Origin of the sequence: Arthrobacter sp. NPDC056727 (genome assembly GCF_042790555.1) — a bacterium.
Taxonomy (GTDB): Bacteria; Actinomycetota; Actinomycetes; order Actinomycetales; family Micrococcaceae; genus Arthrobacter.
In genome coordinates this window covers 1-21,215 of the sequence record NZ_JBHTZA010000020.1, presented here as the reverse complement: position 1 = coordinate 21,215, position 21,215 = coordinate 1, and the positions used below count along the sequence as shown (strand labels likewise).

Genomic DNA, 21,215 nt, shown 5'->3' with positions numbered 1-21,215 from the left:
TGTGCAGGGTTGGCCCTGTGCTGGTTAAAGCGGAGCCAGGAGGTGGTTCTGGAGGAATTGAATTAATACTAGAACCTTGGCGGCCATCCCCATATTCCACGCCGGCATTGTGAGCAAGGGCACGCCCCACCCGCTCCCTAACCTCGCAAGCTCGGCCAGGGAACCCTCGCGGGCGTGGGCCCATCACCGGCCAGCTACTTCCAGCCGGTGGCCGCCAGGAGCCGCTTCCCGAACATCGGAATCATGGACTGCACGTAGGTCTTGGTCAGGTGGTTGTCGTCCTTGTAGACGTAGACGTTGCCCACCACGGCCGGGCAGATGCCGCCGGCGCAGATGAAGTCACTCATGTCCATCAGGTGCAGCCCGGCCACCTTGCCGCGGTACGCGTCCAGCGGCGACTTGGCGGCAAGGGACTCGCCCAGCGGCGGGTTGCACTCCGGGGCGTCGGTGCCGTACTTCTGGACGCATTCAGGCATGTTGATGGCGAAGCGCGGGTTGTCCCGGACGCCCACCACGTCGATCCCGGCGTCGGTGAACTGCTTGATGCCCTGCAGGTAGCCGGGCACCTCGGTTTCGAACGGGGCTTCCTTGTGCGTGAGGGACGCCACGGTGAACACCGCGTCAGGCTTGTGCTCCATGACGTACGCCGCGCTGGCCTTGTTGAAGGCGTTGCAGTCGGCGTCGCGGTCCGGGGATTCGGCACCGAACCGGCAGTTGCCCTTCAGCAGGGTGACCACCTCCCACCCGTGGTCCCGGGCGATCGGCCCAAGCGCGGCCATGTACTGCTGGGCGTGGGAATCGCCGAGCACCACGATCCGCTTGGTGACCTTGTCCGGTTTGCTGTTCTGCAGGCAGCCGTTGAGCAGCGGGTCACCGGGAACGTTGTCGCCGGTGCACAGCCCGTCGATGTCCGCCCACTCATTCTTCATGGCGGCCGGGGCGGGAATAACGGTGGCCTCCGGCGTCGGCTTGCCGGCGTTCTCCGGCGCCAGCGCGGCAGCACCGGGGGTCAGCTCGCGCGGCTGCGCCGCCGCTGCCGCCTCGTCGGCGGTCAGCTTGGTCTGCCACAGCGCCACCGGTCCGGCCAGCAGCGCGCCGCAGGCAACAATGACGACGGCGGTGCGCCAGGCCCGAAGTTGCGGCCAGTGCCATTCGCGCAGGGGCTTCTCGACGAAGCGGGTGGTCAGCACAGCCAGGACCACTGAACCGCCCACGATGGCGAGGCCCTGGACCAGGTTGGGCTTGGCGATCCCGGTGGCGGCCAATGACAGGACCAGGACAGGCCAGTGCCACAGGTACAGGGCATAGGAGTTGTCCCCCAGGGCCACCAGCGGCCTTGAGCACAGGATCCGGTCCACGCCGAACCGGCTCCCGCTTTGCCCCGCCACGATGATGGCAGCGGCAGCCAGCGTGGGCCACAGCGCGATGAAGCCCGGGAAGGACCGGTCCACGGTGAGCACCAGGCCGCAGGAGATCATGGCGGCCAGTCCGGCCCAGCCCAGCACAACGCGCAGCGCCTTGCCCGGCTTCAGGTACGGCAGCGCCAGTGCCAGCAGCGATCCCAGCGCGAACTCCCAGAGCCGGGTCCGGGTGTCGAAGTAGGCGTAGGCCTGGTTGCTGGATGTCTGGTCGATCGAGAACACCAGGGAAGAGACGAAAATACCGCCGAAGGCCACCATCAGGACCGTCCGGTAGCTGACGTCCCGGCGGCGCTGAAGGAGCCGCCACACCAAGGCAGAGCCAGCGAAGATCAGGGGCCAGAGAATGAAGACCTGGCCCTGGATAGACAGCGACCAGAAGTGCTGGAGCGGGCTCGCGCCGGAGTGGTCCTGCGCGTAGTAGTCCACCGCCGTGTTGGCCAGCAGCCAGTTCTGCCCGTAGAGCAGGGACGCCCACGCCTCATTGAGCACGTCCGGCCAGCGGCTCTGCGGCAGGACCAGCCACGTTCCGGCCAGCACACCGAGAATAACGACGACGGCGGCCGGAATCAGCCGCTTGAAGAGGTGCAGCCAGTGGCTCACCAGCCGCAGCGGCGTGCCCTTCTCCACCTTGCGGACGAAGGAGAGGGTCAGCAGGAACGCCGAAATCAGCAGGAAGATGTCCACGCCACCGGAAACCCGGCCAAGCCACACGTGGTAGGTGACCACCATGAGCACGGCCAGGGCGCGGAGGCCCTGCACCTCGGGCCGGTAGCCAGGCTTTGCCTTCAGCCGGGCAGCCCGCGGCCCATGGGTTTGGTTTGGCGCCGGCTCCTCGCGCGGCATGCTTTTCTTCGGGTCCGTCGATCTCGCTTCTGGCACAGATAACCCCTCAAACGGCAGCACAAAGTATCCATGTTACCGATTCGTGACATTCCAGACGAATCAAACGCGCGGCGTGTGGCCGGGGTCTCGGCTGGGAAAACGTGCTTTAAAGCGCAAGGAGGCCCGGCCAGCGTCAGCTGGGCCGGGCCTCCTTGGGATACCGCGGGCGCGGGCAGCAGCCTAGTGGCTGTGGCCTGCGTGCTCGTCTTCCTCGGCGGGCTTTTCAGCCACCAGGGTCTCGGTGGTGAGCACCAGCGCAGCGATGGAGGCTGCGTTGCGCAGGGCTGCGCGGGTGACCTTGACGGGGTCGATGACGCCCGCTGCGATCAGGTCCTCGTACTCGCCGGACTTGGCGTTGAAGCCGTGGTTGTTGTCCTGCTCAGCAACCCGGGCCGTAATGACGTAGCCGTCGTGGCCGGCGTTCTGGGCGATCCAGCGCAGCGGCTGGACCAGTGCACGGCGGACGATGCCGACGGCTGCAGCCGCGTCACCTTCGAGTGCCGTGACGGCCGGGTCCTCGTCGAGTGCCTTCAGCGCGTGGATCAGGGCGGAACCGCCACCGGCCACGATGCCTTCTTCGAGGGCAGCGCGGGTGGAGGACACTGCGTCTTCGATGCGGTGCTTCTTTTCCTTCAGCTCAACCTCGGTGGCTGCGCCGACCTTGATCACGCCGATGCCGCCGGCCAGCTTGGCCAGGCGCTCCTGCAGCTTTTCCCGGTCCCAGTCGGAGTCGGTGCGGGTCAGCTCGGCGCGCAGCTGGGCAACGCGTGCTGAAACGTCCTCGGCCGAACCTGCACCGTCGACGATGGTGGTGTTGTCCTTGGTCACCGTGATGCGGCGGGCGGTACCCAGCACCTCGAGGCCCACCGTGTCCAGGCTCAGGCCCAGCTCGGGGGACACAACCTGGGCGCCGGTCAGCGTCGCGATGTCCTGCAGCATCGCCTTGCGGCGGTCGCCGAAGCCCGGAGCCTTGACGGCAACCACGTTCAGGGTGCCGCGGATACGGTTGACGATCAGCGTGGACAGTGCCTCGCCGTCGACGTCCTCGGCGATGATGAACAGCGGCTTGGAGCTCTGCAGCGCCTTCTCCAGCAGGGGCAGGAATTCCTGCACCGAGGAGATCTTGCCCTGGTTGATCAGGATGAGGGCGTCCTCGAGGACGGCTTCCTGGCGCTCAGTGTCGGTGATGAAGTACGGGGACAGGTAGCCCTTGTCGAACTGCATGCCTTCGGTGAGGGCCAGCTCGGTCTGCGTGGTGGAGGATTCCTCGATGGTGATCACACCATCCTTGCCCACCTTGCCGAAAGCCTCGGCGAGCAGTTCGCCCACCTCGTCGCTCTGGGCGGAGATGGCGGCAACGTTGGCCACCTGGGTGCCCTCGACCGGACGGGCGTTCTCCAGCAGGCGTGCTGCGACGGCCTCGACGGAGACCTCGATGCCGCGCTTGATCTGGCCCGGAGCGGCGCCGGCGGCAACGTTGCGCAGGCCTTCCTTGACCAGTGCCTGGGCGAGCACGGTGGCGGTGGTGGTGCCGTCACCGGCGACGTCGTTCGTCTTGGTGGCGACTTCCTTGGCCAGCTGGGCGCCAAGGTTCTCGTACGGGTCGTCCAGCTCGACTTCCCGGGCGATGGTCACGCCGTCGTTGGTGATGGTGGGGGCGCCCCACTTCTTGTCCAGCACGACATTGCGGCCGCGGGGACCAAGCGTCACCTTAACCGTGTTGGCGAGCTTGTCGATGCCGGCTTCAAGCGACCGGCGGGCAGCGTCGTTGAACGCAAGCTGCTTTGCCATGGTTTGTCCTTTCAAGACAGAACCCCGTGCAGCCGCCCGGCCGGACAAATGTCAGACGCGGGCAGCGGCACGGGGATCCAAAGAGTTACTTAACGACGATCGCCAGAACGTCGCGGGCGGAGAGCACGAGGTACTCGGTGCCGCCGGTCTTGACTTCGGTTCCGCCGTACTTGGAGTAGATGACGACGTCGCCAACGGCTACGTCGACCGGAACGCGGCTGCCGTCTTCGAAGCGGCCGGGGCCTACTGCAACAACTTCGCCTTCCTGCGGCTTCTCCTGGGCGGAGTCCGGGATGACCAGGCCGGAAGCCGTGGTCTGCTCGGCTTCGAGCGGGCGGACAACAATGCGATCCTCAAGAGGCTTAATAGAGACCGACACTCGGACCTCTCCTTTTCGTCAAAATTCATGGACAGTAAAAACTGTTGCGCCGTGGCGGCAGACCGTCGTCGCGGTGCCGGCAGCAGCCAGGCTGGCAGCTCTTCGTGTGTTAGCACCCTCCTAGGGAGAGTGCTAATGATGACTCTATGTAAGGGGTTAGCACTCGGTCAAGGCGAGTGCCAGAATTTCATCCGCCGTAACCCGCGCGGCCCCGCCGGTTAGCGCACGGCCCCGGCGCTCAGCTCCCGGCGAGGTCGTCGAACCCAAGGTCCTCGCCGCCGTCGGAGTCCCCCGTTTTCCGCTGGTCGCGGACAAGCACGACGGCGGCCGCCGCAGCCGCCAGCACCGACACAATCAGCACCACGATGCCGCCAATGCGCGCGCCCAGGTACAGGTCACGGATCTGGCGCGCTTCCTCGGTGGCGTCGCTGATGTTCTTGCCGCCCACCGAGTAGACGGTGGCGTTGAAGGAGTCCAGCAGGAAGATGATCACCAGCAGGACAAGGCAGACGACGGCGACCACGGCGCCGGTGATCAGCGCCGGGCGTGCGTACCGGACCAGGCGGCTGTGCTGCACCGGAGCAGGGTTGTTGCCTTCGGGCTGACCTGAGTCGGGCTGACCTGGGGTGGGCGTTTCGCTTGATTCCATTCAGACCACCCTATCGGGAAGAGCCTGGGCCGGCCGCTCCACTAGGCTTGATCCCATGTCTGAAGCACCGCAGGACCAGATCGCCCCGCTCCTCACTGAAGAAGGATGGGAGCTGCTGGCCTCGCTCGGACCCTACCGGGAGGACGACTCCTTCACCCTCAGCTCAAGCCTCCGCAAGGCCGGCCACTCCCCCGAACTCGTCTCCGCCGTCCTGACGCAGTCCCGGCTCCGGACCAAGGCGGAAGCCAAGTTCGGCGAGTTCGCCCGGCAGATGCTGTTCACACAGGCCGGGCTGGAGCAGGCTACCCGGCTCAACGTCGCGGCCCGGCACGCCCAGCGCTTTGCCCAGGCGGGCGTCCGGCACGTTGCCGATCTGGGCTGCGGCCTCGGCGCCGATGCCATGGCCCTGGCGTCCCTGGATATCGCCGTGACCGCCGTGGAGGTCGATGAGACCACGGCCGCCTGCGCCACGATCAACCTCATCCCCTTTCCGCACGCCACGGTGGTTCATTCGGACGCGACGTCGGTGGCGCTGGAGGATGGGGCCGGCGTGTGGCTGGACCCCGCCCGGCGCACCACCACCACGTCGGGCACCAAACGGATCTGGGACCCGGAGGCCTTCTCTCCCCCGCTGTCCTTCGTGGAATCGCTGGCCGCTGCGGGACGTGCCGTCGGCGTCAAGATGGGGCCCGGCATGCCGCACGAGTCGGTGCCTGCCGGCTGCGAGGCGCAGTGGGTCTCGGTGGGCGGGGACGTCACGGAAGTCACGCTGTGGTTCAACGCCGTGGCCCGTCCGGGCATCCGCCGGGCCGCCCTGGTCATCGGGCCCGAGGGTGCCGCGGAAATGACCAGCGGGGAGGGGTTCGACGCCGGACCCGCCGCCCCCGTGGGCCCGGTGGAGGGTTTCCTGTACGAGCCGGACGGCGCCGTTATCCGTGCCGGGCTCGTGGCCGACCTCGCCCTGGAGCTGGGCGGGCACCTCGTGGATGAGCACATCGCCTACATCTGTGCCCCGCAGCGTGTGGACACCCCGTTTGCGCGTGCCTACCGGGTCCTGGAGGTCATGCCGTTCAACGTCAAGGCCCTCAAGGCCTGGGTACGGGACAACGGCATCGGCGTGCTCGACATCAAGAAGCGCGGCACGTCCGTCACCCCGGAGGAGCTGCGCAAGCAGCTGCTGCCCGGGGGCAAAGGCGCCGGCAAAGGTGGCGGCAAGGCTGCAGGCAAAAAGACAGCCACCCTGGTCCTCACCCGGATCGGTGAGGAAAGAGTGGCTGTCTCCGTCGAGCCCGTGTAACTGGGCCGGTGTAGCTACTACTGGGCGCGGACGAACGCCTCGGCGTCCCGGACCTGCTCCTCGGTGGGCCGGATGCCTGTGTACAGCACAAACTGCTCCAGCGCCTGGATGGTGGCCACCTCCGCGCCGGTGATGACCTGCTTTCCGGCCGCGCGGCCCGCCTTGATGAGCGGCGTCTCCGCCGGGAGCGCCACGACGTCGAAGACGATCCTGGCGGCCTCGATGGTTTCGGCGGGGAAGGACAGCGCGTCCGCTTCCGGTCCCCCGGCCATTCCCACGGGCGTGACGTTGATGATCATGTCCGCCGCCGCATCTGCGCCGGTGCCAAGCTCCCCGCGCCAGGCGAACCCGTACAGATCGGCGAGCGCCCGGCCGGCTTCCTCATTGCGGGCGATGATGGTGACGTCCTTGAACCCGGCGTCGCGCAGCGCCGCGGCCGTGGCCTTGGCCATGCCCCCGGCACCCTTGAGCAGCACCGATGACCCGGCGGGCACGGCGTTGCTCTGCAGCAGCTGTTCGATTGCCGTGTAATCGGTGTTGTAGGCAGTCAGCCGGCCGCCGTCGTTGACGATGGTGTTGACGGAATCGATCGCTTTGGCGGACGGGTCCATGGCATCCACCAGGGCGATCACGTCCTCCTTGTAGGGCATGGAGACGGCGCAGCCCCGGATCCCCAGGCCGCGGACGCCCGCGATCGCCTGCGCCAGGTCGGTGGGCGCGAAGGCTTTGTAGATCCAGTTCAGGCCCAGCTGGTCGTATAGGTGGTTGTGGAAGCGGGTCCCGTTGTTGCTCGGCCGGGCCGAGAGGGAGATGCACAGGGTCATGTCTTTGTTCAGAATCGGCACCCCTCCATTAAACGGCCGTACCGCCTTTATTACCTGCAGCCGGTGTCATTACCTGCAGCCGGTGCCGGCCCGGTAAGGTCCGACGGCGGCCGGCAGCTTTCCGGGGGCGGCGGCCTTGCCCGCCAGGACGGCAAGCAGCGCCTTGTACGCCCCGGGGCTGCGGCCGTAGAGCGCGATCCTGGTCGGGGCCGCGGACTGGGCCAATGGCCACGGCGCATCCAGGGACACCGCGATGTCGCTTTTCGCGGGCGCGCCGCCGTAGCCGATCAGGGTGACCAGCGGCCCCGTCCCCAGCGAGATCCCCGCGTCCTTCGCCGCAGCGGCGAAACGGGCCTGGTCCACCGGCGTGCCGCCGGCCACCCGGACGTGTCCTGCAACAGCTGCGCCCTTGCACTTGCCGGCCACCACCGTGATGGCCCGGGCCGAAATTTTCGCGGACAGCGCCTCGCCGCTTCCCGGCGCCGCCGGCGGCTTGGGCTGCGCCGTCCGTCCGCGCCAGATCATCATGGTGACTACCCGGCGGGCCGCGTCCTCCAGTCGCTGCAGCGGGAGCTTTCCCCCGGTGACGGCCCCGACGACGGCGGCGTGCGCAGCGGCGGCATCCGCGGGCATCAGCAGCAGGTCCGCCCCGGCCGCCAGCGCGGCAGGCGCTGCGGCACCGCGGGGATAGCGGCCGGCCACCGCCCCCATGTTCAGTCCGTCCGTGACGGCCACGCCTTTGAAGCCCAGGCCGCGGAGCGCCGAGTAGGTCGCCTTCGAGAGGGACGCGGGCACGCCCGGCTCCAGCGCCCGGGCCGCGATGTGCCCGGTCATGACCATGGGAGCCCCCGCCTGGATCGCGGACTGGAACGGCTTCCAGTCCCGGGCCTTCAGCTGCGCGAGGGTGGCGTTCTGGACCGGGAGGCCCTTGTGCGAATCGGTGGTCACCGAGCCGTGTCCGGGAAAGTGCTTGACGGTGGGCAGCACGCCGCCGGCCAGCATGCCCTTGGCGAAGCCTGCACTCAGCGATGCCGCCGCACGGGGGTCGCCGGACATGGACCGTGCGCCGATGGTGGGATCGGCGGGGCCCATCGTGACGTCGGCCGCCGGCGCGAAGTCCACGGTGAAGCCCAGCGGCGCGAGTTCGGCGGCCAGCCCGGCGCCGGCTTCGGCGGCCAGGGGAACGCTGCCGGCCGCACCGTAGCTCATGGGCGTGGGCCAGCGGGTGAGCGGGGCGCCCACGCGGCTCACCGCCCCGCCTTCCTGGTCGACGCCGACCAGGCCGGGCCAGGTCCGTCCGCCGGCCCGGGACGCCTTGTCCATCCGGCGCGTTACGCCGGCCAGTGCCGGGACATCCACCAGTCCGGTGGCGGTTCCGGGCACGTTGTCGGCCATGATCATGGATCCGGCAAGGTGAAGGCGTTCCACCGTGGCGGCCTGGGCCTCGTAGTCCAGGCCGGTGTAGAAGGGCAGGATCACCTGCCCTGCCTTTTCCTGCAGGGTCATTTTTGCCACCGCCGCTGCGGCGGCGTCGGCGTCCCGTTGCTGCGGGCCCCAGCCCAGCGCCTTCGTCGCGGGCGCAGCCGCGGACGGGTTGCGCGTGCCTGTCTGCGGTGAAGCCGTCTGCGGTGCCCTGGGTGAGCCGGAAGCGGAAGCCGCGGGCGCCGTCGTCGTACTTTGTTCCGGCTGGGGCGCCGGGGCCGTGCAGGACGCGACGGCGAACAGCGCCGCGAGCGCTGCCGCAGACGCAGTACGGGAATTTTTTCCGGGGGTTTGGGGGCGGCCGGTTTTGTGAAGACTCTCACGCGCCCTGTATAGCCAAGCCATCTCTTCGATGCTACCCCTGCACTAGACTTGAGTGACCGTTCCCCTGCCAGCCGTTCGCCAGGAACGGACGGCACCCGGACCAGAGGTCACCAGGCCAGCAGACAGTGAGGAACACATGAAGATTGATTTCGCTTCATCCAGGCAATCAACTCTTGGTGTGGAATGGGAGCTCGCGCTGGTGGACGCGCAGACCGGGGAACTTTCGTCGGTGGCCAACGAGGTCCTGCGCGGGGTCGTGGCACGGCATCCCGAACTGAACGAGGATGACGAGCACCCGCACATCAAGCAGGAGCTGCTCCTTAACACCGTGGAGCTGGTCACCGGCATCTGTGAGACCGCCGCTGAAGCGAAGGAAGACCTCGCCCGCTCCCTGGCTGCCGTCCGTGAAGTCACGGACCCGATGGGCGTGGAAGTGTTCTGCGCAGGGAGCCATCCGTTCAGCCCGCCGCAGCTGCAGCCGGTCACGGACAAGGAACGCTACGCCAAGCTGATCGACCGCACGCAGTGGTGGGGCCGGCAGATGGTGATCTACGGGGTCCACGTCCACGTCGGCCTGGACCGTCGCAGCAAAGTCCTCCCCGTGCTGGACGGCCTGGTCAACTACTTCCCGCATTTCCAGGCGCTCTCCGCCTCAAGCCCGTTCTGGGGCGGCGAAGACACCGGCTACGCCTCCCAGCGGGCGCTTATGTTCCAGCAGCTGCCGACGGCGGGACTCCCCTTCCAGTTCCCCAGCTGGGAAGAGTACGAGTCCTACGTTCAGGACATGTTCACCACCGGCGTGATCGACGCCATCTCCGAAATCCGCTGGGACATCCGGCCGGTGCCCGCCCTGGGAACCATCGAGATGCGCATCTGCGACGGCCTGGCCACGCTCGAGGAAGTGGGCGCCGTCGCAGCCCTGACGCAGTGCCTGGTGGATGAGTTCTCCACCATCCTCGACGCCGGCGGCAGCATTCCCACCATGCCGCCGTGGCACGTCCAGGAGAACAAGTGGCGGGCCGCACGCTACGGCATGGATGCGATCATCATCCTCGACGCCGAGGGCAACGAGCAGCTCGTCACCGACCACCTTCTGGAGACGCTGAACCGGCTCGAGCCGATCGCCGCGAAGCTGCGCTGCTCCGATGAGCTGGCCGACGTCGAAAAGATCATCAGCCGCGGCGCGGGCTACCAGCGCCAGCGGCGGGTGGCCGCCGAAAGCGGCGGCAACCTCCAGGCCGTGGTCCTCGATCTCGTCAAGCAGATGCGGAACGGCCCTACTGCCTGAGCACCGCCTTTGCCCCGCCTCCGCGGATGAGGGGGCCCCGCCCCTACGCGTGACGGCTTGGGTCCTTTGGACCCAAGCCGTCACGCTCCGGCAGGCCCGATGCCACTCCCGGGCCCCCTCATCCGCTCCGGCGTTCAGAGCGCGCGCCGGCCGGGCTTAGGCGCTTGCGCTGGCTCGGGCCGTGTCCGTTGCGGGTGCCGACACCGTCGTGACCGGCATGGACGAGTCCGGCGCGAAGTTGATCCCGCTGGGTTCAATGCCCGCCATCACCAGCTGCGCGCCGAGCGCCGCCACCATCGCGCCGTTGTCCGTGCACAGGTCCAGCGGCGGAACGTGCAGCGTGATGCCGGCGGCTGAGCAGCGCTGTTCGGTCAGCTGCCGCAGCCGCGAATTGGCGGCCACTCCCCCGCCCAGCAGAACGTCCGTGATGCCACGCTCGCGGCAGGCCAGGACAGCCTTCGAGGTGATGACGTCCACCACGGCTTCCTGGAATGCGGCGGCGATGTCCGCCACCGGCACGGGTTCGCCCGCGGCTTCGAACTGCTCCACGCACCGTGCCACAGCGGTCTTCAGGCCGCTGAAGGACCAGTCGTACCGGTGCCGTCCCGGTTCCTCGGCGGTGCCCATGTACTTGGGCTGCGTGAGTCCCCGCGGGAACCGGATGGCTTTGGCGTTTCCTTCGCGCGCCAGCCGGTCGATGGCGGGCCCGCCGGGATAGCCCAGGCCCAAGATCCTTGCCACCTTGTCGTACGCTTCGCCGGCGGCGTCGTCGATGGTGGAACCGAGCAGCTCGACGTCGTCGGTGATGCTGCGGATGCGCAGGATCTCGGTGTGGCCGCCGGAAACGAGGAGGGCGCCCAGGTTTTCGGGGAGGATTGGCTTTGCCGGTTTTGCGGCGCCGGCTCCGGCCTTTTCGACGCCGGGCCGCGGGTTCAGCAGGCCGACTCCCACGTGGGCCACCAGATGGTTGATGGCGTACAGCGGCTTGCCGGTGGCGACGGCGAGCGCCTTGGCCGCACACACGCCGACCATCAGTGCACCGGCAAGCCCCGGACCGGATGTCACCGCGATGGCGTCGATCTCGTCCAGCGTCACGTCAGCCTCGGCCAGGGCCGCCTGCAGGGCTGGAACAAAAGCGTCCAGGTGCGCGCGCGAGGCGATTTCCGGGATGACGCCGCCGAACCGGACGTGTTCCTCCATGGACGAGGACACCGTGTTGGTCAGCAGGTCGGTGCCGCGGACGATGCCGACGCCCGTTTCGTCGCACGAGGACTCGATGCCGAGTACCAGCGGCTGTGAGCGGTTCATTTCTGGTCTGCCTCCGTCGGAGCGGTTTCGCCGGCGCGGCCGGCTTCGTCAGCCTGCACGGTCCGGGGACCGGAGCCGTGCGGGGTGTCCCGCTGTTCTGTGTCTGGGTGCACTGTGTCGGCGTGCACTATGTCCCGGTGCACCGTGAGCACGTCTTCCAGCTGGAGCCGCATGATCAGGGCATCGACGCCGTCGCGGTAGTACCGCTTCCGCACGTGGATCTGCTCAAAGCCGAAGCGGACGTACAGCTGCTGGGCGCGCGGATTGTCGGCCCGGACCTCGAGCAGGATGTCCGCTGCCCCGCGGCGCCGCCCCTCGGCGATCAGGTCGGTAAGCAGCGCAGTGCCGATGCCCCTGCCCTCATATTCGGGGACGACGGCGATGGTCTGGACGTCGGCGATCGGCTCGACGCACATGAGTCCCGCATAGCCGACGATGCCGTCCGGGACCTCCGCCACGAGGTACCTGCGGGTCTCCGGCTGCACCAGTTCGTCCCAGAACATCTGCAGCGGCCACGCGTCCACCGGGAACAGCCGCACCTCCAGCTCATGGACGGCGGGGATGTCGCCGGGAAGCATGTCCCTGATGGTCACGCCCGAGGCCAGTTGGCGGGGCAGCACGTTCACAGGGCACGCTTCCGGGGGCCGGGGACCTGGGCGTCCGATTCACGGAGGTAGAGCGGTGTGGAATCCAGGAGCTGCTCGTCCGCCTCAAGCCTGGCCAGCGCGAACTGGCCCAGGTACAGCGCGTCCGGCTGTTCGGTGCTGAAGTCCGGGTCTGCGCGGACGACTTCGGGGTACAGACCGGCGCCTGCGCCAAAGGCGGGCAGGTCGGGAAGGTCCGCGGCAAAGCCAACGTGCGGCCCGTCCGTGAGCTTGGGCAGCTGGCCGGGGGCCAGAGTGTAGCGCGCCCAGTAGACCTCTTTGCGCCGGGCGTCGGTGGCCACGAGGAACTCGGCCGGCGCCTCGGTGGACTCCGCCACTTCCAGGGCGACGGCGTCGAGGCTCATCATGCCGTGCAGCGGGGTCTTCCAGACAAACGCCAGCGTGCGCGCCGTCGCAATGCCGGACCGGAGGCCGGTGAAGGGGCCGGGGCCCACGCCCACGACGATCGCGTCGATGTCCGCCCCGGTCACCCCGGCGTCCGCGAGCAGCCGCTCGATTCCCGGCGCCAGGACTTCGGCGTGGCTTCTCGTGTCTTCGGTGGAGAAGCTGCCCACCACGCCTTCCAGCGCGTCGTCGGACACCAGTGCCGCGCTGGCCACGGCCGAGGTGTCAATAGCGAGAATGAGCATCAGGAGATTCCTTCCGCGGCCAGAACCGGCTGTTCGGCCCAGCGCGGCCCGAAGCCGCGGATGATGATGGTGCGTGGCTCGTCGTCGTCCTCCGACTCGAAGTCCAGGGCCCCGTTCCGGGTGTGGTGGGCAGCAGCGGCTCCGCCCAGCTGGCGGTGCAGCTCCACCTCGAGCCGGCTCTCGGCCAGGTGCTCCACGCGGTCCCGGCCCCACTCCACCACGGTCACGGCGGAGTCGAGTGTGTTCTCCAGGTCGATGTCGTCAATTTCCGACGCCGATCCAAGACGGTAGGCGTCCACGTGCACCAGGTCCGGCCCGCCCGGGCGCGGCCCCTCGGGCAGGTTCGGGTGGATCCGCACCAGTACGAAGGTGGGGGAAATGATGCCCTCGCGGACACCCAGGCCCTCACCGAGGCCCTGGGTGAAGGTTGTCTTGCCGGCGCCCAGTTCGCCCGTGAGCACCAGGAGGTCCCCCGCCCGGAGCACCTCCGCCAGAGCCGCGCCGAGCGCGTGAGTCTGGTCCGCCGTCGTAACCGTCAGCGTCTGGACCCACAGCGGGGCATTCCGGGCCTCCGGGACGCCGGCTTCGGGAACGCCGCCGTTTTCCGGAACACTCATGGCGCCGGCGTCCCGGTGGCGCGCGCCTCGCCGTGCCGTGCTTCGCCGACGGGCGATTCGTTGATGTACGTCCGGGGAACGCGGGGGCTGATGCGTGTGACGATCTCGTAGTTGTTGGTGCCGGCCGCGCGGGCCCAGTCATCGGCGGTGGGGCCGCCGTCGGAGGCGTCGCCGAAGAGGACCGCCTCTGCCCCGAGCAGGCTGTGGCCGCCCCGGCTCACGTGCAGCGGGCCGAGGTCGATCACCATCTGGTCCATCGCAATCCGCCCCACCACGGGGTAGGTAACGCCCTCCACCCGGACGGGACCGCCGGTGGCCACGCGGGGCACGCCGTCTGCATAACCCAGCGGGATGAGGCCCAGCGTGCTCTCACCGGAGGTGTGGTAATTGAAGCCATAGGAAACGCCCTGGCCGGAGTGCACGTCCTTGCAGTGGGAGACCACGGTGCGCAGGGTCATCGCGGGGCGGAGGCCCAATTCTGCGGAAGTCTGCCCTTCGAACGGCGAGAGACCGTAGATCCCCAGCCCCGTGCGGACCAGGTCGAAGTGCGTGTCCGGCCGGGACAGCGTGGCCGGGGTGTTGGCCAGGTGGCGGACCTCTGGGTCCACGCCAGCGTCCTCGGCGATGGCCAGCACCTCGCGGAACGCGGCGAGCTGGTCATCGGTCTCGGGGCGCTCGGGCTCGTCCGCGACGGCCAGGTGGGAGAAGATGCCCACCACGCGCAGCAGCCCCTGGTCCTGGTACTCCACGGCTTCGCCCACCAGCCGGTCCCACACCTCGACAGTTGCGCCGTTGCGGCCAAGTCCCGTGTCCACCTTGAGGTGGACGCGGGCCGGCCGTTCCTGCTCGCGGGCAGCGGCAACGATCTGCTCCAGCTCCCAGCCGGAACACCCGATGTCGACGCCGGCGGCCACCGCCGCGCCGAAGTTGCTTTCCGGGGTGTGCAGCCACGCGAGCAGCGGCGCTTCGATGCCTGCGGCGCGCAGCGCCAGCGCCTCGGAGATATGTGCCACGCCCAGCCAACTGGCGCCAGCCTCAAGGGCGGCGCGGGCCACCTGCACGGCGCCGTGCCCGTAGGCGTCTGCCTTCACCACCGCCATCACCTTGGCCGGTTCGGCTGCCGCGGCGAGCCGCCGTACGTTGTGCCGGATGGCCTCGAGGTCGATCACCGCGGAGCGTTCATGGGCCGGACGGGCGGAACCTTCGAACGTCCCGCGCGGGCCCGTGGCTGCGGGGCGGTCTCCTGTTGCTGCTGGATAAATCACTCTACTGATTCTAGTGCTGGCGCTTGCGGCCGAATAATTGCCCGGGAAACGCTGTGCCTGGCGGACCGGGGTTCAGGCGTCGGACAGGTGCGCGATGGTGGCGGACGCGCGCCGCTGGGCCTCCTGCGGAACGTCCCGGACGATGTCTGCGAGGAAGGAATAGCGGCGCAGCCACTGGCTGCCGCGGCGCTCCGGCCGGGCGTTGGCGCGCTTCCACCAGTCGGCGATGTCTCCCCACCCCGGCGCCGCGAGGGAACCGCCCACCTCCTGCACGGCGAGCGCGGCGCAGAGGTTGGCGAACCGCAACCGGTCGCTGAGGGGCCACCCCGCCAGGCTCCCGACGATGAACGCGGCCCCGAAGCAGTCCCCGGCACCGGTCGGGTCGAAGGCGGCCACCGGCAGCGAGGGCACCCACTCCTCCTCGCCGGTTTCCGAGTCCACGGCCACGGCACCCTGTGCCCCGAGGGTCACCACGGCCACCGGCACCCGGTCCGCCAGGGAGTAGAGCGCCGCCCAGGGATCGGCCTTGCCGGTGAAGGCCATTGCCTCGCGCTGGTTGGGCATGAACGCGTGGAAGTACTGCAGGTTTTCAAGCCGCGCGTCGGCCCACTCGCCGGTGGGGTCCCAGCCGACGTCGCCGAACAGTTTGACTCCCTCCTTGTGCGCCCTGAGCGCCCACGGTTCCAGTTCATGGCCCAGATCCGCCACGGCAGCCAGCGCGCGGGGCGGATCCCCGATCAGTTCGGAGGAACTGACCGGCGCCGGGTGCCCGTGCGTGACCATGGAGCGGTCGTGGTCCACGCTGAGCGAGACTGTCACCGGCGAGTGCCAGCCCGGGACCCGGCGGGACAGGGACAGGTCCACGTGTTCCTGCCCGGCCAGGATCTTCCAGTTGAAGTCCCCGTAGCCGTCATCGCCGAAGGCCGCTGCCAGCCCGGTGCGCAGGCCCAGCCGGGCCGCGGCAATCGCCTGGTTCGCGACGCCGCCGGGGCAGCTGCCCATCCCTTCGCTCCAGATTTCGGTTCCGGGTTCGGGCGCGTGCGGCAGGCCGGTGAAGATGATGTCCTGAAAAACGGTCCCGGCCAGCAGCAGGTCGAACTCTCCGGCCGCCTGGGTGCGGACGGCCGAGAGCGGATCGAAACGGCGTGCGGGATTCGCCTCCATGTTCGGCACATTACGCCACCCACCTTGTGTTGACACCCCGCGATCTGGGGGTCCGATGGAGCCCATGGCTTGGCGCGCGGCAACTCCGGCCCCGTTCGTGGCTGAGGCGCATAGACTCCTGCCATGCGGCTCATGATCGCCGGCGGCGGCGGATTCCGGGTTCCTCTCGTTTACCGTGCCCTGTGTTCGGGGCCCTATGCCGGCCTGGTCAGCGAGGTGGTCCTGTTCGACGTCGACGGCGGCCGCCTGGCCGCCATCGAGGCCGTGCTCAGGTCCGTGTCTTCAGAGGTGGGCGGCGCCCCTGACGGACGTCCCGCCGTCGGACATTTCCCCGGACGTCCGCCCGCCGTGACGTCCACGACCTCCCTCCCCCAGGCCCTGAGCGGGACGGACATGGTGTTCGCCGCGATCCGCCCGGGCGGAACGGCCGGCCGCGTCGCCGATGAACGCGTGGCCCGGGACCTCGGGCTGCTGGGGCAGGAAACCACCGGCGCCGGCGGCATCTCCTACGCGCTGCGCTCCATCCCGGCCATGCTGGAGCTGGCCGCCGGCATGCGGACACACTGTCCCGATGCCTGGCTGGTCAATTTCACAAACCCGGCCGGTATGGTCACCGAGGCGCTGGTTCCGGTGCTGGGCCGGAAAGTGATCGGCATCTGTGATTCCGCGAGCGCCCTGGTGCACCGCGCCGCCCGGGCAGCCGGCGTGCCGCTGCCGCCGGGAAGGCTCGACGGCGTGGGCTACTTTGGGCTGAACCATCTCGGCTGGCTCTACCGGCTGGAGAGCGACGGCCGGGATGTCCTTCCGGGCCTGCTGGCGGATGCGGACGCCCTGGCGGGCTTCGAGGAGGGCAGGCTGTTTCCGCAGCCTTTCCTGCGCGACCTCGGACTGCTGCCGAATGAGTACCTGTTCTACTACTACGAGGCGGCGCGCGCGGCGGCGGGCATGCAGGCCATGGCCCAGACGCGCGGGGAATCGATCCACGGCCAGCAGGCGGAGCTGTATCCGCGGCTTGCGGCGGCCGGGGGTGGAGCCTACGCCCTGTGGGAAGCGGCGCGGCGGTCGCGCGAGGAGGGGTACCTGGCCGAAGCCAGGGCCGGCGGCGAGGCGCGGCACCCCGAGGATCTTGCCGGCGGCGGCTACGAGCAGGTGGCGCTGGCGGTAATGCGGGCGGTGGCCGGCGGGTCCTCCTCCGATGCAGGTCCGGGCGCCGGCACGCAGCTGATCCTCAATACGCCAAACTCCACCGGACGTTCGCCGCTCAGCCCGGGCGGCACCCAAGCCGCGATTCCCGGACTGCCGGCGGACGCCGTCGTCGAAGTTCCCTGTACCGTCACGCCGCAGGGGGCAGTCCCGATGCCGCAGGACCAGCCCGCCGAACCGCAGCTGGACCTTTTACGGAAGATCAAGAATGTGGAACTCCTCACCGTCCGTGCGGCAAGAACCGGCGACCGCGGTGCCGCGCTGGAAGCCTTCGCCGGGCATCCTCTGGTCGGCTCCGCTGAGTTGGCGGATTCGTTGCTCACGGGCTACGAAGGCGCGTTTCCGGGGCTGGCCGGGCTGTGGCGCCGCTGATGCGTCCGGTCGGTCGGCGCGTTTTAACGTGCCCGTGCTACATCCAGCGCCGGACCTGGGCGGACCGCTTCCTGATTGGCACGCCAGCCGCCATGTGAGCAGCAGCCGCCCCCCGCCGTCCCGCGGACGGTTCAGGAGTAGTGTTTTAGTCGATGCAGTCCCAGCAGCACGGAGAGGAGGGAGGCCATGTCTGTGATCAAGCGAGTGGCTTTCCTGTCCCTGCATACCTCCCCCATGGAGCAGCCCGGTTCCGGGGACGCCGGCGGGATGAACGTCTACATCCGGGGCCTCGCCTCCGCCCTGGCCGAAACCGGCATTGAAGTGGAGATCTTCACCCGCTCCACCTTTGCCGGCCAGCCCGCCGTCGAACACCCCGACCCCGGCGTCTGCGTCCACAACGTCATGGCCGGCCCGCCCCGCAAACTCCCCAAGGAAGAACTCCCGGAACTGCTGCACAGCATGGTCGCCGAGGTCGAACGCATCCGCGGGCAGCAGCCCCACGGCCGCTACGACCTCATCCACTCCCACTACTGGGTCTCAGGTGTCGCCGGCCTTGAACTCTCGGCCCTCTGGAACGTTCCGCTCGTGCACACCATGCACACCATGGCCAAGGTCAAAAACCTCCTCCTGCATTCCGGCGAACAGCCCGAACCCCGGCGCCGGGAGGACGGCGAGCACCGCATCGTCGACGGCGCCACCCGCCTGATTGCCAACACCACCGCAGAGGCCGCCGAACTGGTCTCCCACTACGGCGCCGATTTCGACCACATTGACGTCGCACCGCCCGGCGTCGACCTGTCTGTCTTCACCCCGGCGTTCCGCGCCGCCTCCCGCACCGCCCGCGGCATCAGCCCGGACACCTTCCATCTGGTGTTCGCCGGCCGGATACAGCGGCTGAAGGGTCCGCAGATCCTGATCAAGGCCGCCGCCCTGCTGCGCCAGCGCCGCCCCGACATCGACCTGAAACTGACGGTCCTCGGCGCCCTCAGCGGCGCCAAGGACTTCAACCTGACGTCCCTTGTCAGCGAGGCAGGAATGGACGACGTCGTGACCCACCACCCGCCTGTCAGCGCACCGGAACTAGCTGGCTGGTTCCGCTCGGCCGACGTCGTCGCCATGCCCTCCTTCAGCGAATCCTTCGGCCTCGTCGCCCTCGAAGCCCAGGCCTGCGGCACGCCCGTGATCGCCACCCGGGTCGGCGGCCTCACCCGCGCCGTCAGCCACGGCCGCACCGGCCTGCTCGTCAACGGACACCACGCCGCCGACTGGGCCGACGCCCTCGAAGCCCTGCACGACGACCCCGCAACCCGCCAGAGCATGGGCACCGCCGCCGCCATCCATGCCGCGAACTCCGGCTGGCAGCGCACAGCCGCCATCACGCTCGACAGCTACCATGCCGCCGTCGACGAACATGCCTCCAGCCACCCCATGGCCGCCGTCTACGGAACACGGCTCACCGGTTGAGCCCAAACTGAAAGGACAACGATGTCTGACAGCACTCCCCTGAGCGGTACCGGCCCGAGCGTGACTCCCCTGAGCGACCTGGACATTGCCCGCCGGGCAGTGCTGCAGCCGATCGAGGATATCGCCGCGGCCGCCGGCATCGATCCCGGGGCAGTGGAGCTCTATGGCCGGTACAAAGCCAAGATCGACCCCGCCAAGCTGTCCGCCCCGGCGCCCGCGGGGAAGGTGGTGCTGGTGTCGGCGATGTCGCCCACTCCCGCCGGGGAAGGAAAATCGACCACGACCGTGGGGCTGGCGGACTCCCTGGCCAGGGCCGGTCACAAGGTCATGGTCGCGCTGCGGGAGCCGTCACTCGGCCCCATCCTCGGCATGAAGGGCGGGGCCACGGGCGGCGGCCTGTCCCAGGTGCTGCCCATGGACGAGATCAACCTGCATTTCACCGGCGACTTCCATGCCGTGACGTCCGCGAACAATGCCCTCATGGCCCTCGTGGACAACCACATCTACCAGGGCAACGAGCTGAACATCGACCCCCGCCGGATGACGTTCAAGCGGGTCCTGGACATGAATGACCGCTCGCTTCGGGAAATCGTCATCGGTCTCGGCGGACCAGCCCAGGGCGTCCCCCGCCAGGACGGCTTCGACATCACCGTCGCTTCCGAAATCATGGCCGTGTTTTGCCTTGCCACGGACGTGGCCGACCTGCGGGACCGGCTGGGCCGGATCACGTTCGGCTACTCCTACGACCGGGCCCCTGTCACCGTGGCGGACCTGGGCGTGCAGGGCGCGCTGACGCTGCTGCTCAAGGACGCGATCAAGCCGAACCTCGTCCAGACCATCGCCGGCACCCCGGCGCTCGTCCACGGCGGGCCGTTCGCGAACATCGCCCACGGGTGCAACTCGCTGATCGCCACCCAGACAGCGCGCCGGCTGGCCGACATCGTGGTCACGGAGGCGGGGTTCGGGGCTGATCTCGGTGCGGAAAAGTTCATGGACATCAAGGCGCGGATCGCGGATGTGGCGCCTGCCGCCGTCGTGGTGGTGGCCACGGTGCGCGCGCTCAAGATGCAGGGCGGGGTGGCCAAGGACCGGCTGAAGGAGCCGAACGTGGAGGCCCTGGCGGCGGGCGTGGCCAACCTGCGCCGGCACGTCCGGAACGTGGAGCGGTTCGGGGTGACACCGGTGGTGGCCATCAACAGGTTTCCCGCCGACACCCGGGAGGAGCTCGACTGGCTGCTCGGCTGGTGCGCCGGCGAGGGCATTCAGGCCGCGGTGGCCGACATCTGGGGACGGGGCGGGGGCGGCGACGGCGGCGACGACCTGGCTGCCAAGGTCGCCGCTGCGGTGAACGGGCCGTCAGCGTTCCGGCATCTCTATCCGCTGGACATGCCGGTGGAGGACAAGATCCGCACCATCGTGCAGGAAATCTACGGCGCCGACGGCGTGGACTTCTCGGTGCCCGCCCTGCGCCGGCTGGCGGACATCGAGAAGAACGGCTGGTCCGGGCTGCCGGTCTGCATGGCGAAGACGCAGTACTCGTTCACGGACGACGCCTCGAAGCTGGGGGCGCCCAAGGGTTTCACCATCCACGTCCGCGACCTCATCCCCAAGACCGGCGCCGGCTTCATCGTGGCCCTGACCGGAGCGGTGATGACCATGCCCGGCCTCCCCGCCGTGCCGGCAGCCATGCGGATGGACGTCGACAAGGACGGCAACCCCCTAGGCCTCTTCTAAACCCTTCCTCACCTCCCGTCGCCTCCCTCCAAACCCTTCCTCACCTCCCGTCGCCCCAATCGAAACCCTTCCTCACCTCCCGTCGCCCCAATCGAAACCCTTCCTCACCTCCCGTCGCCCCAATCGAAACCCTTCCTCACCTCCTGAACTGCTCCCCGGAAGTTGGACTTAGATATTCAGTTCCGACTTGTGGGGAGCAGTTTTATGCGTGCGTCTAGTTCGTTGTCAGAGGTCCAGCGCAAGGCCGCTGTAGCGTGGTTTGAGAAAGGCATCGCAGCCAGGGCGACGGCCGGGCTGCTGGGTGTGGCTTTGCCGCCGGTTCGGGGTCTCTATCTGCGGTGGAGGATTCATGGTCGAGGAGATTTGATGCCGCAGCCGCCAACGTCGTATTCGTTCGAGTTCAAACTCGCTTTGGTCCAACGGTTCCTCGCGGGCGAGACCGCCCCGGATCTGTCAG

16 protein-coding genes and 1 pseudogene are annotated in these 21,215 nt (G+C 68.7%); 5 read left to right on the top strand and 12 right to left on the bottom strand.

Annotation, left to right across the window (positions count from 1 at the left end):
* Positions 1-194: 194 nt before the first annotated feature.
* The 4 genes from ACFRAH_RS18075 to ACFRAH_RS18060 form a co-directional block, all read right to left on the bottom strand.
* Entirely contained in the window at positions 195-2,264 is a 2,070-nt protein-coding gene (locus tag ACFRAH_RS18075) for an acyltransferase family protein (protein ID WP_377992346.1), read from the bottom strand.
* Between the two features lie 219 nt (positions 2,265-2,483).
* The gene (gene groL, locus ACFRAH_RS18070; RefSeq protein ID WP_377992282.1) at positions 2,484-4,094 is read right to left on the bottom strand and encodes a chaperonin GroEL; all 1,611 of its coding nucleotides are present in this window, start codon (positions 4,092-4,094) and stop codon (positions 2,484-2,486) included.
* 85 nt (positions 4,095-4,179) lie between these two features.
* Positions 4,180-4,473 carry a co-chaperone GroES gene (gene groES / locus ACFRAH_RS18065; protein WP_377992281.1) on the bottom strand — a complete coding sequence of 98 codons (294 nt, stop codon included), beginning with the start codon at positions 4,471-4,473 and terminating at the stop codon, positions 4,180-4,182.
* A 238-nt stretch (positions 4,474-4,711) separates the two neighbouring features.
* Positions 4,712-5,122, bottom strand: coding sequence for a hypothetical protein (locus tag ACFRAH_RS18060; RefSeq protein WP_377992280.1), 411 nt, complete (start codon positions 5,120-5,122; stop codon positions 4,712-4,714).
* A 55-nt stretch (positions 5,123-5,177) separates the two neighbouring features.
* On the opposite strand from ACFRAH_RS18060, the gene ACFRAH_RS18055 reads away from it, so the two are divergent.
* Positions 5,178-6,419 (top strand): SAM-dependent methyltransferase, encoded by a 1,242-nt coding sequence (locus ACFRAH_RS18055; protein WP_377992279.1) that lies wholly within the window; start codon positions 5,178-5,180, stop codon positions 6,417-6,419.
* A gap of 17 nt (positions 6,420-6,436) precedes the next feature.
* Here the strand turns inward: ACFRAH_RS18055 and ACFRAH_RS18050 are convergent, their stop codons facing one another.
* Positions 6,437-7,264 (bottom strand): shikimate 5-dehydrogenase, encoded by an 828-nt coding sequence (locus tag ACFRAH_RS18050; RefSeq protein ID WP_377992278.1) that lies wholly within the window; start codon positions 7,262-7,264, stop codon positions 6,437-6,439.
* Between the two features lie 48 nt (positions 7,265-7,312).
* On the bottom strand, positions 7,313-8,749 hold the full coding sequence (locus tag ACFRAH_RS18045) for a glycoside hydrolase family 3 N-terminal domain-containing protein (RefSeq protein ID WP_377992345.1): 1,437 nt from the start codon (positions 8,747-8,749) through the stop codon (positions 7,313-7,315).
* Between the two features lie 436 nt (positions 8,750-9,185).
* Here ACFRAH_RS18045 and ACFRAH_RS18040 point away from each other — a divergent pair, with 436 nt between their 5' ends.
* On the top strand, positions 9,186-10,337 hold the full coding sequence (locus tag ACFRAH_RS18040; RefSeq protein ID WP_377992277.1) for a glutamate--cysteine ligase: 1,152 nt from the start codon (positions 9,186-9,188) through the stop codon (positions 10,335-10,337).
* A gap of 156 nt (positions 10,338-10,493) precedes the next feature.
* Here the strand turns inward: ACFRAH_RS18040 and tsaD are convergent, their stop codons facing one another.
* The 6 genes and pseudogenes from tsaD to ACFRAH_RS18010 form a co-directional block, all read right to left on the bottom strand.
* Complete coding sequence (gene tsaD, locus ACFRAH_RS18035) at positions 10,494-11,645, bottom strand: tRNA (adenosine(37)-N6)-threonylcarbamoyltransferase complex transferase subunit TsaD (RefSeq protein ID WP_377992276.1); 1,152 nt, start codon at positions 11,643-11,645, stop codon at positions 10,494-10,496.
* Positions 11,646-11,803: 158 nt separating this feature from the next.
* Positions 11,804-12,223, bottom strand: a pseudogene (gene rimI, locus ACFRAH_RS18030) (ribosomal protein S18-alanine N-acetyltransferase); the annotation flags it as partial.
* Positions 12,224-12,267: 44 nt separating this feature from the next.
* Positions 12,268-12,939 carry a tRNA (adenosine(37)-N6)-threonylcarbamoyltransferase complex dimerization subunit type 1 TsaB gene (gene tsaB, locus ACFRAH_RS18025; protein ID WP_377992275.1) on the bottom strand — a complete coding sequence of 224 codons (672 nt, stop codon included), beginning with the start codon at positions 12,937-12,939 and terminating at the stop codon, positions 12,268-12,270.
* A complete protein-coding gene (tsaE, locus tag ACFRAH_RS18020; protein WP_377992274.1) occupies positions 12,939-13,556 on the bottom strand; it encodes a tRNA (adenosine(37)-N6)-threonylcarbamoyltransferase complex ATPase subunit type 1 TsaE in 618 nt (205 codons plus the stop codon). The genes tsaB and tsaE overlap by 1 nt, the downstream gene beginning before the upstream one ends.
* Positions 13,553-14,821: an alanine racemase gene (gene alr, locus ACFRAH_RS18015; protein WP_377992273.1), complete on the bottom strand. Its 1,269-nt coding sequence runs from the start codon at positions 14,819-14,821 to the stop codon at positions 13,553-13,555. Before alr ends, tsaE begins: the two co-directional genes overlap by 4 nt.
* Positions 14,822-14,893: 72 nt before the next feature.
* Positions 14,894-15,985 carry a carbohydrate kinase family protein gene (locus tag ACFRAH_RS18010; RefSeq protein WP_377992272.1) on the bottom strand — a complete coding sequence of 364 codons (1,092 nt, stop codon included), beginning with the start codon at positions 15,983-15,985 and terminating at the stop codon, positions 14,894-14,896.
* Between the two features lie 123 nt (positions 15,986-16,108).
* Between ACFRAH_RS18010 and ACFRAH_RS18005 the strand changes: the two genes are divergently transcribed.
* The 3 genes from ACFRAH_RS18005 to ACFRAH_RS17995 all read left to right on the top strand — a co-directional run bounded on the left by ACFRAH_RS18005 (position 16,109) and on the right by ACFRAH_RS17995 (position 20,758).
* Positions 16,109-17,560, top strand: coding sequence for a 6-phospho-beta-glucosidase (locus ACFRAH_RS18005; RefSeq protein ID WP_377992271.1), 1,452 nt, complete (start codon positions 16,109-16,111; stop codon positions 17,558-17,560).
* A 186-nt stretch (positions 17,561-17,746) separates the two neighbouring features.
* Positions 17,747-19,024, top strand: coding sequence for a D-inositol-3-phosphate glycosyltransferase (gene mshA, locus ACFRAH_RS18000; RefSeq protein WP_377992270.1), 1,278 nt, complete (start codon positions 17,747-17,749; stop codon positions 19,022-19,024).
* A 21-nt stretch (positions 19,025-19,045) separates the two neighbouring features.
* A complete protein-coding gene (locus ACFRAH_RS17995) occupies positions 19,046-20,758 on the top strand; it encodes a formate--tetrahydrofolate ligase (protein ID WP_377992269.1) in 1,713 nt (570 codons plus the stop codon).
* The last annotated feature ends 457 nt before the right edge of the window (positions 20,759-21,215 follow it).

Coding starts and splice junctions, on each gene's coding strand:
- ACFRAH_RS18005 (WP_377992271.1), top strand. CDS start 16,109: ATGCGGCTCATGATCGCCGGCGGCGGCGGATTCCGGGTTCCTCTCGTT.
- ACFRAH_RS18045 (WP_377992345.1), bottom strand. CDS start 8,749: ATGACCCTGCAGGAAAAGGCAGGGCAGGTGATCCTGCCCTTCTACACC.
- ACFRAH_RS17995 (WP_377992269.1), top strand. CDS start 19,046: ATGTCTGACAGCACTCCCCTGAGCGGTACCGGCCCGAGCGTGACTCCC.
- tsaE (WP_377992274.1), bottom strand. CDS start 13,556: ATGAGTGTTCCGGAAAACGGCGGCGTTCCCGAAGCCGGCGTCCCGGAG.
- tsaD (WP_377992276.1), bottom strand. CDS start 11,645: ATGAACCGCTCACAGCCGCTGGTACTCGGCATCGAGTCCTCGTGCGAC.
- groL (WP_377992282.1), bottom strand. CDS start 4,094: ATGGCAAAGCAGCTTGCGTTCAACGACGCTGCCCGCCGGTCGCTTGAA.
- ACFRAH_RS18055 (WP_377992279.1), top strand. CDS start 5,178: ATGTCTGAAGCACCGCAGGACCAGATCGCCCCGCTCCTCACTGAAGAA.
- ACFRAH_RS18040 (WP_377992277.1), top strand. CDS start 9,186: ATGAAGATTGATTTCGCTTCATCCAGGCAATCAACTCTTGGTGTGGAA.
- mshA (WP_377992270.1), top strand. CDS start 17,747: ATGTCTGTGATCAAGCGAGTGGCTTTCCTGTCCCTGCATACCTCCCCC.
- ACFRAH_RS18060 (WP_377992280.1), bottom strand. CDS start 5,122: ATGGAATCAAGCGAAACGCCCACCCCAGGTCAGCCCGACTCAGGTCAG.
- ACFRAH_RS18075 (WP_377992346.1), bottom strand. CDS start 2,264: ATGCCGCGCGAGGAGCCGGCGCCAAACCAAACCCATGGGCCGCGGGCT.
- ACFRAH_RS18010 (WP_377992272.1), bottom strand. CDS start 15,985: ATGGAGGCGAATCCCGCACGCCGTTTCGATCCGCTCTCGGCCGTCCGC.
- tsaB (WP_377992275.1), bottom strand. CDS start 12,939: ATGCTCATTCTCGCTATTGACACCTCGGCCGTGGCCAGCGCGGCACTG.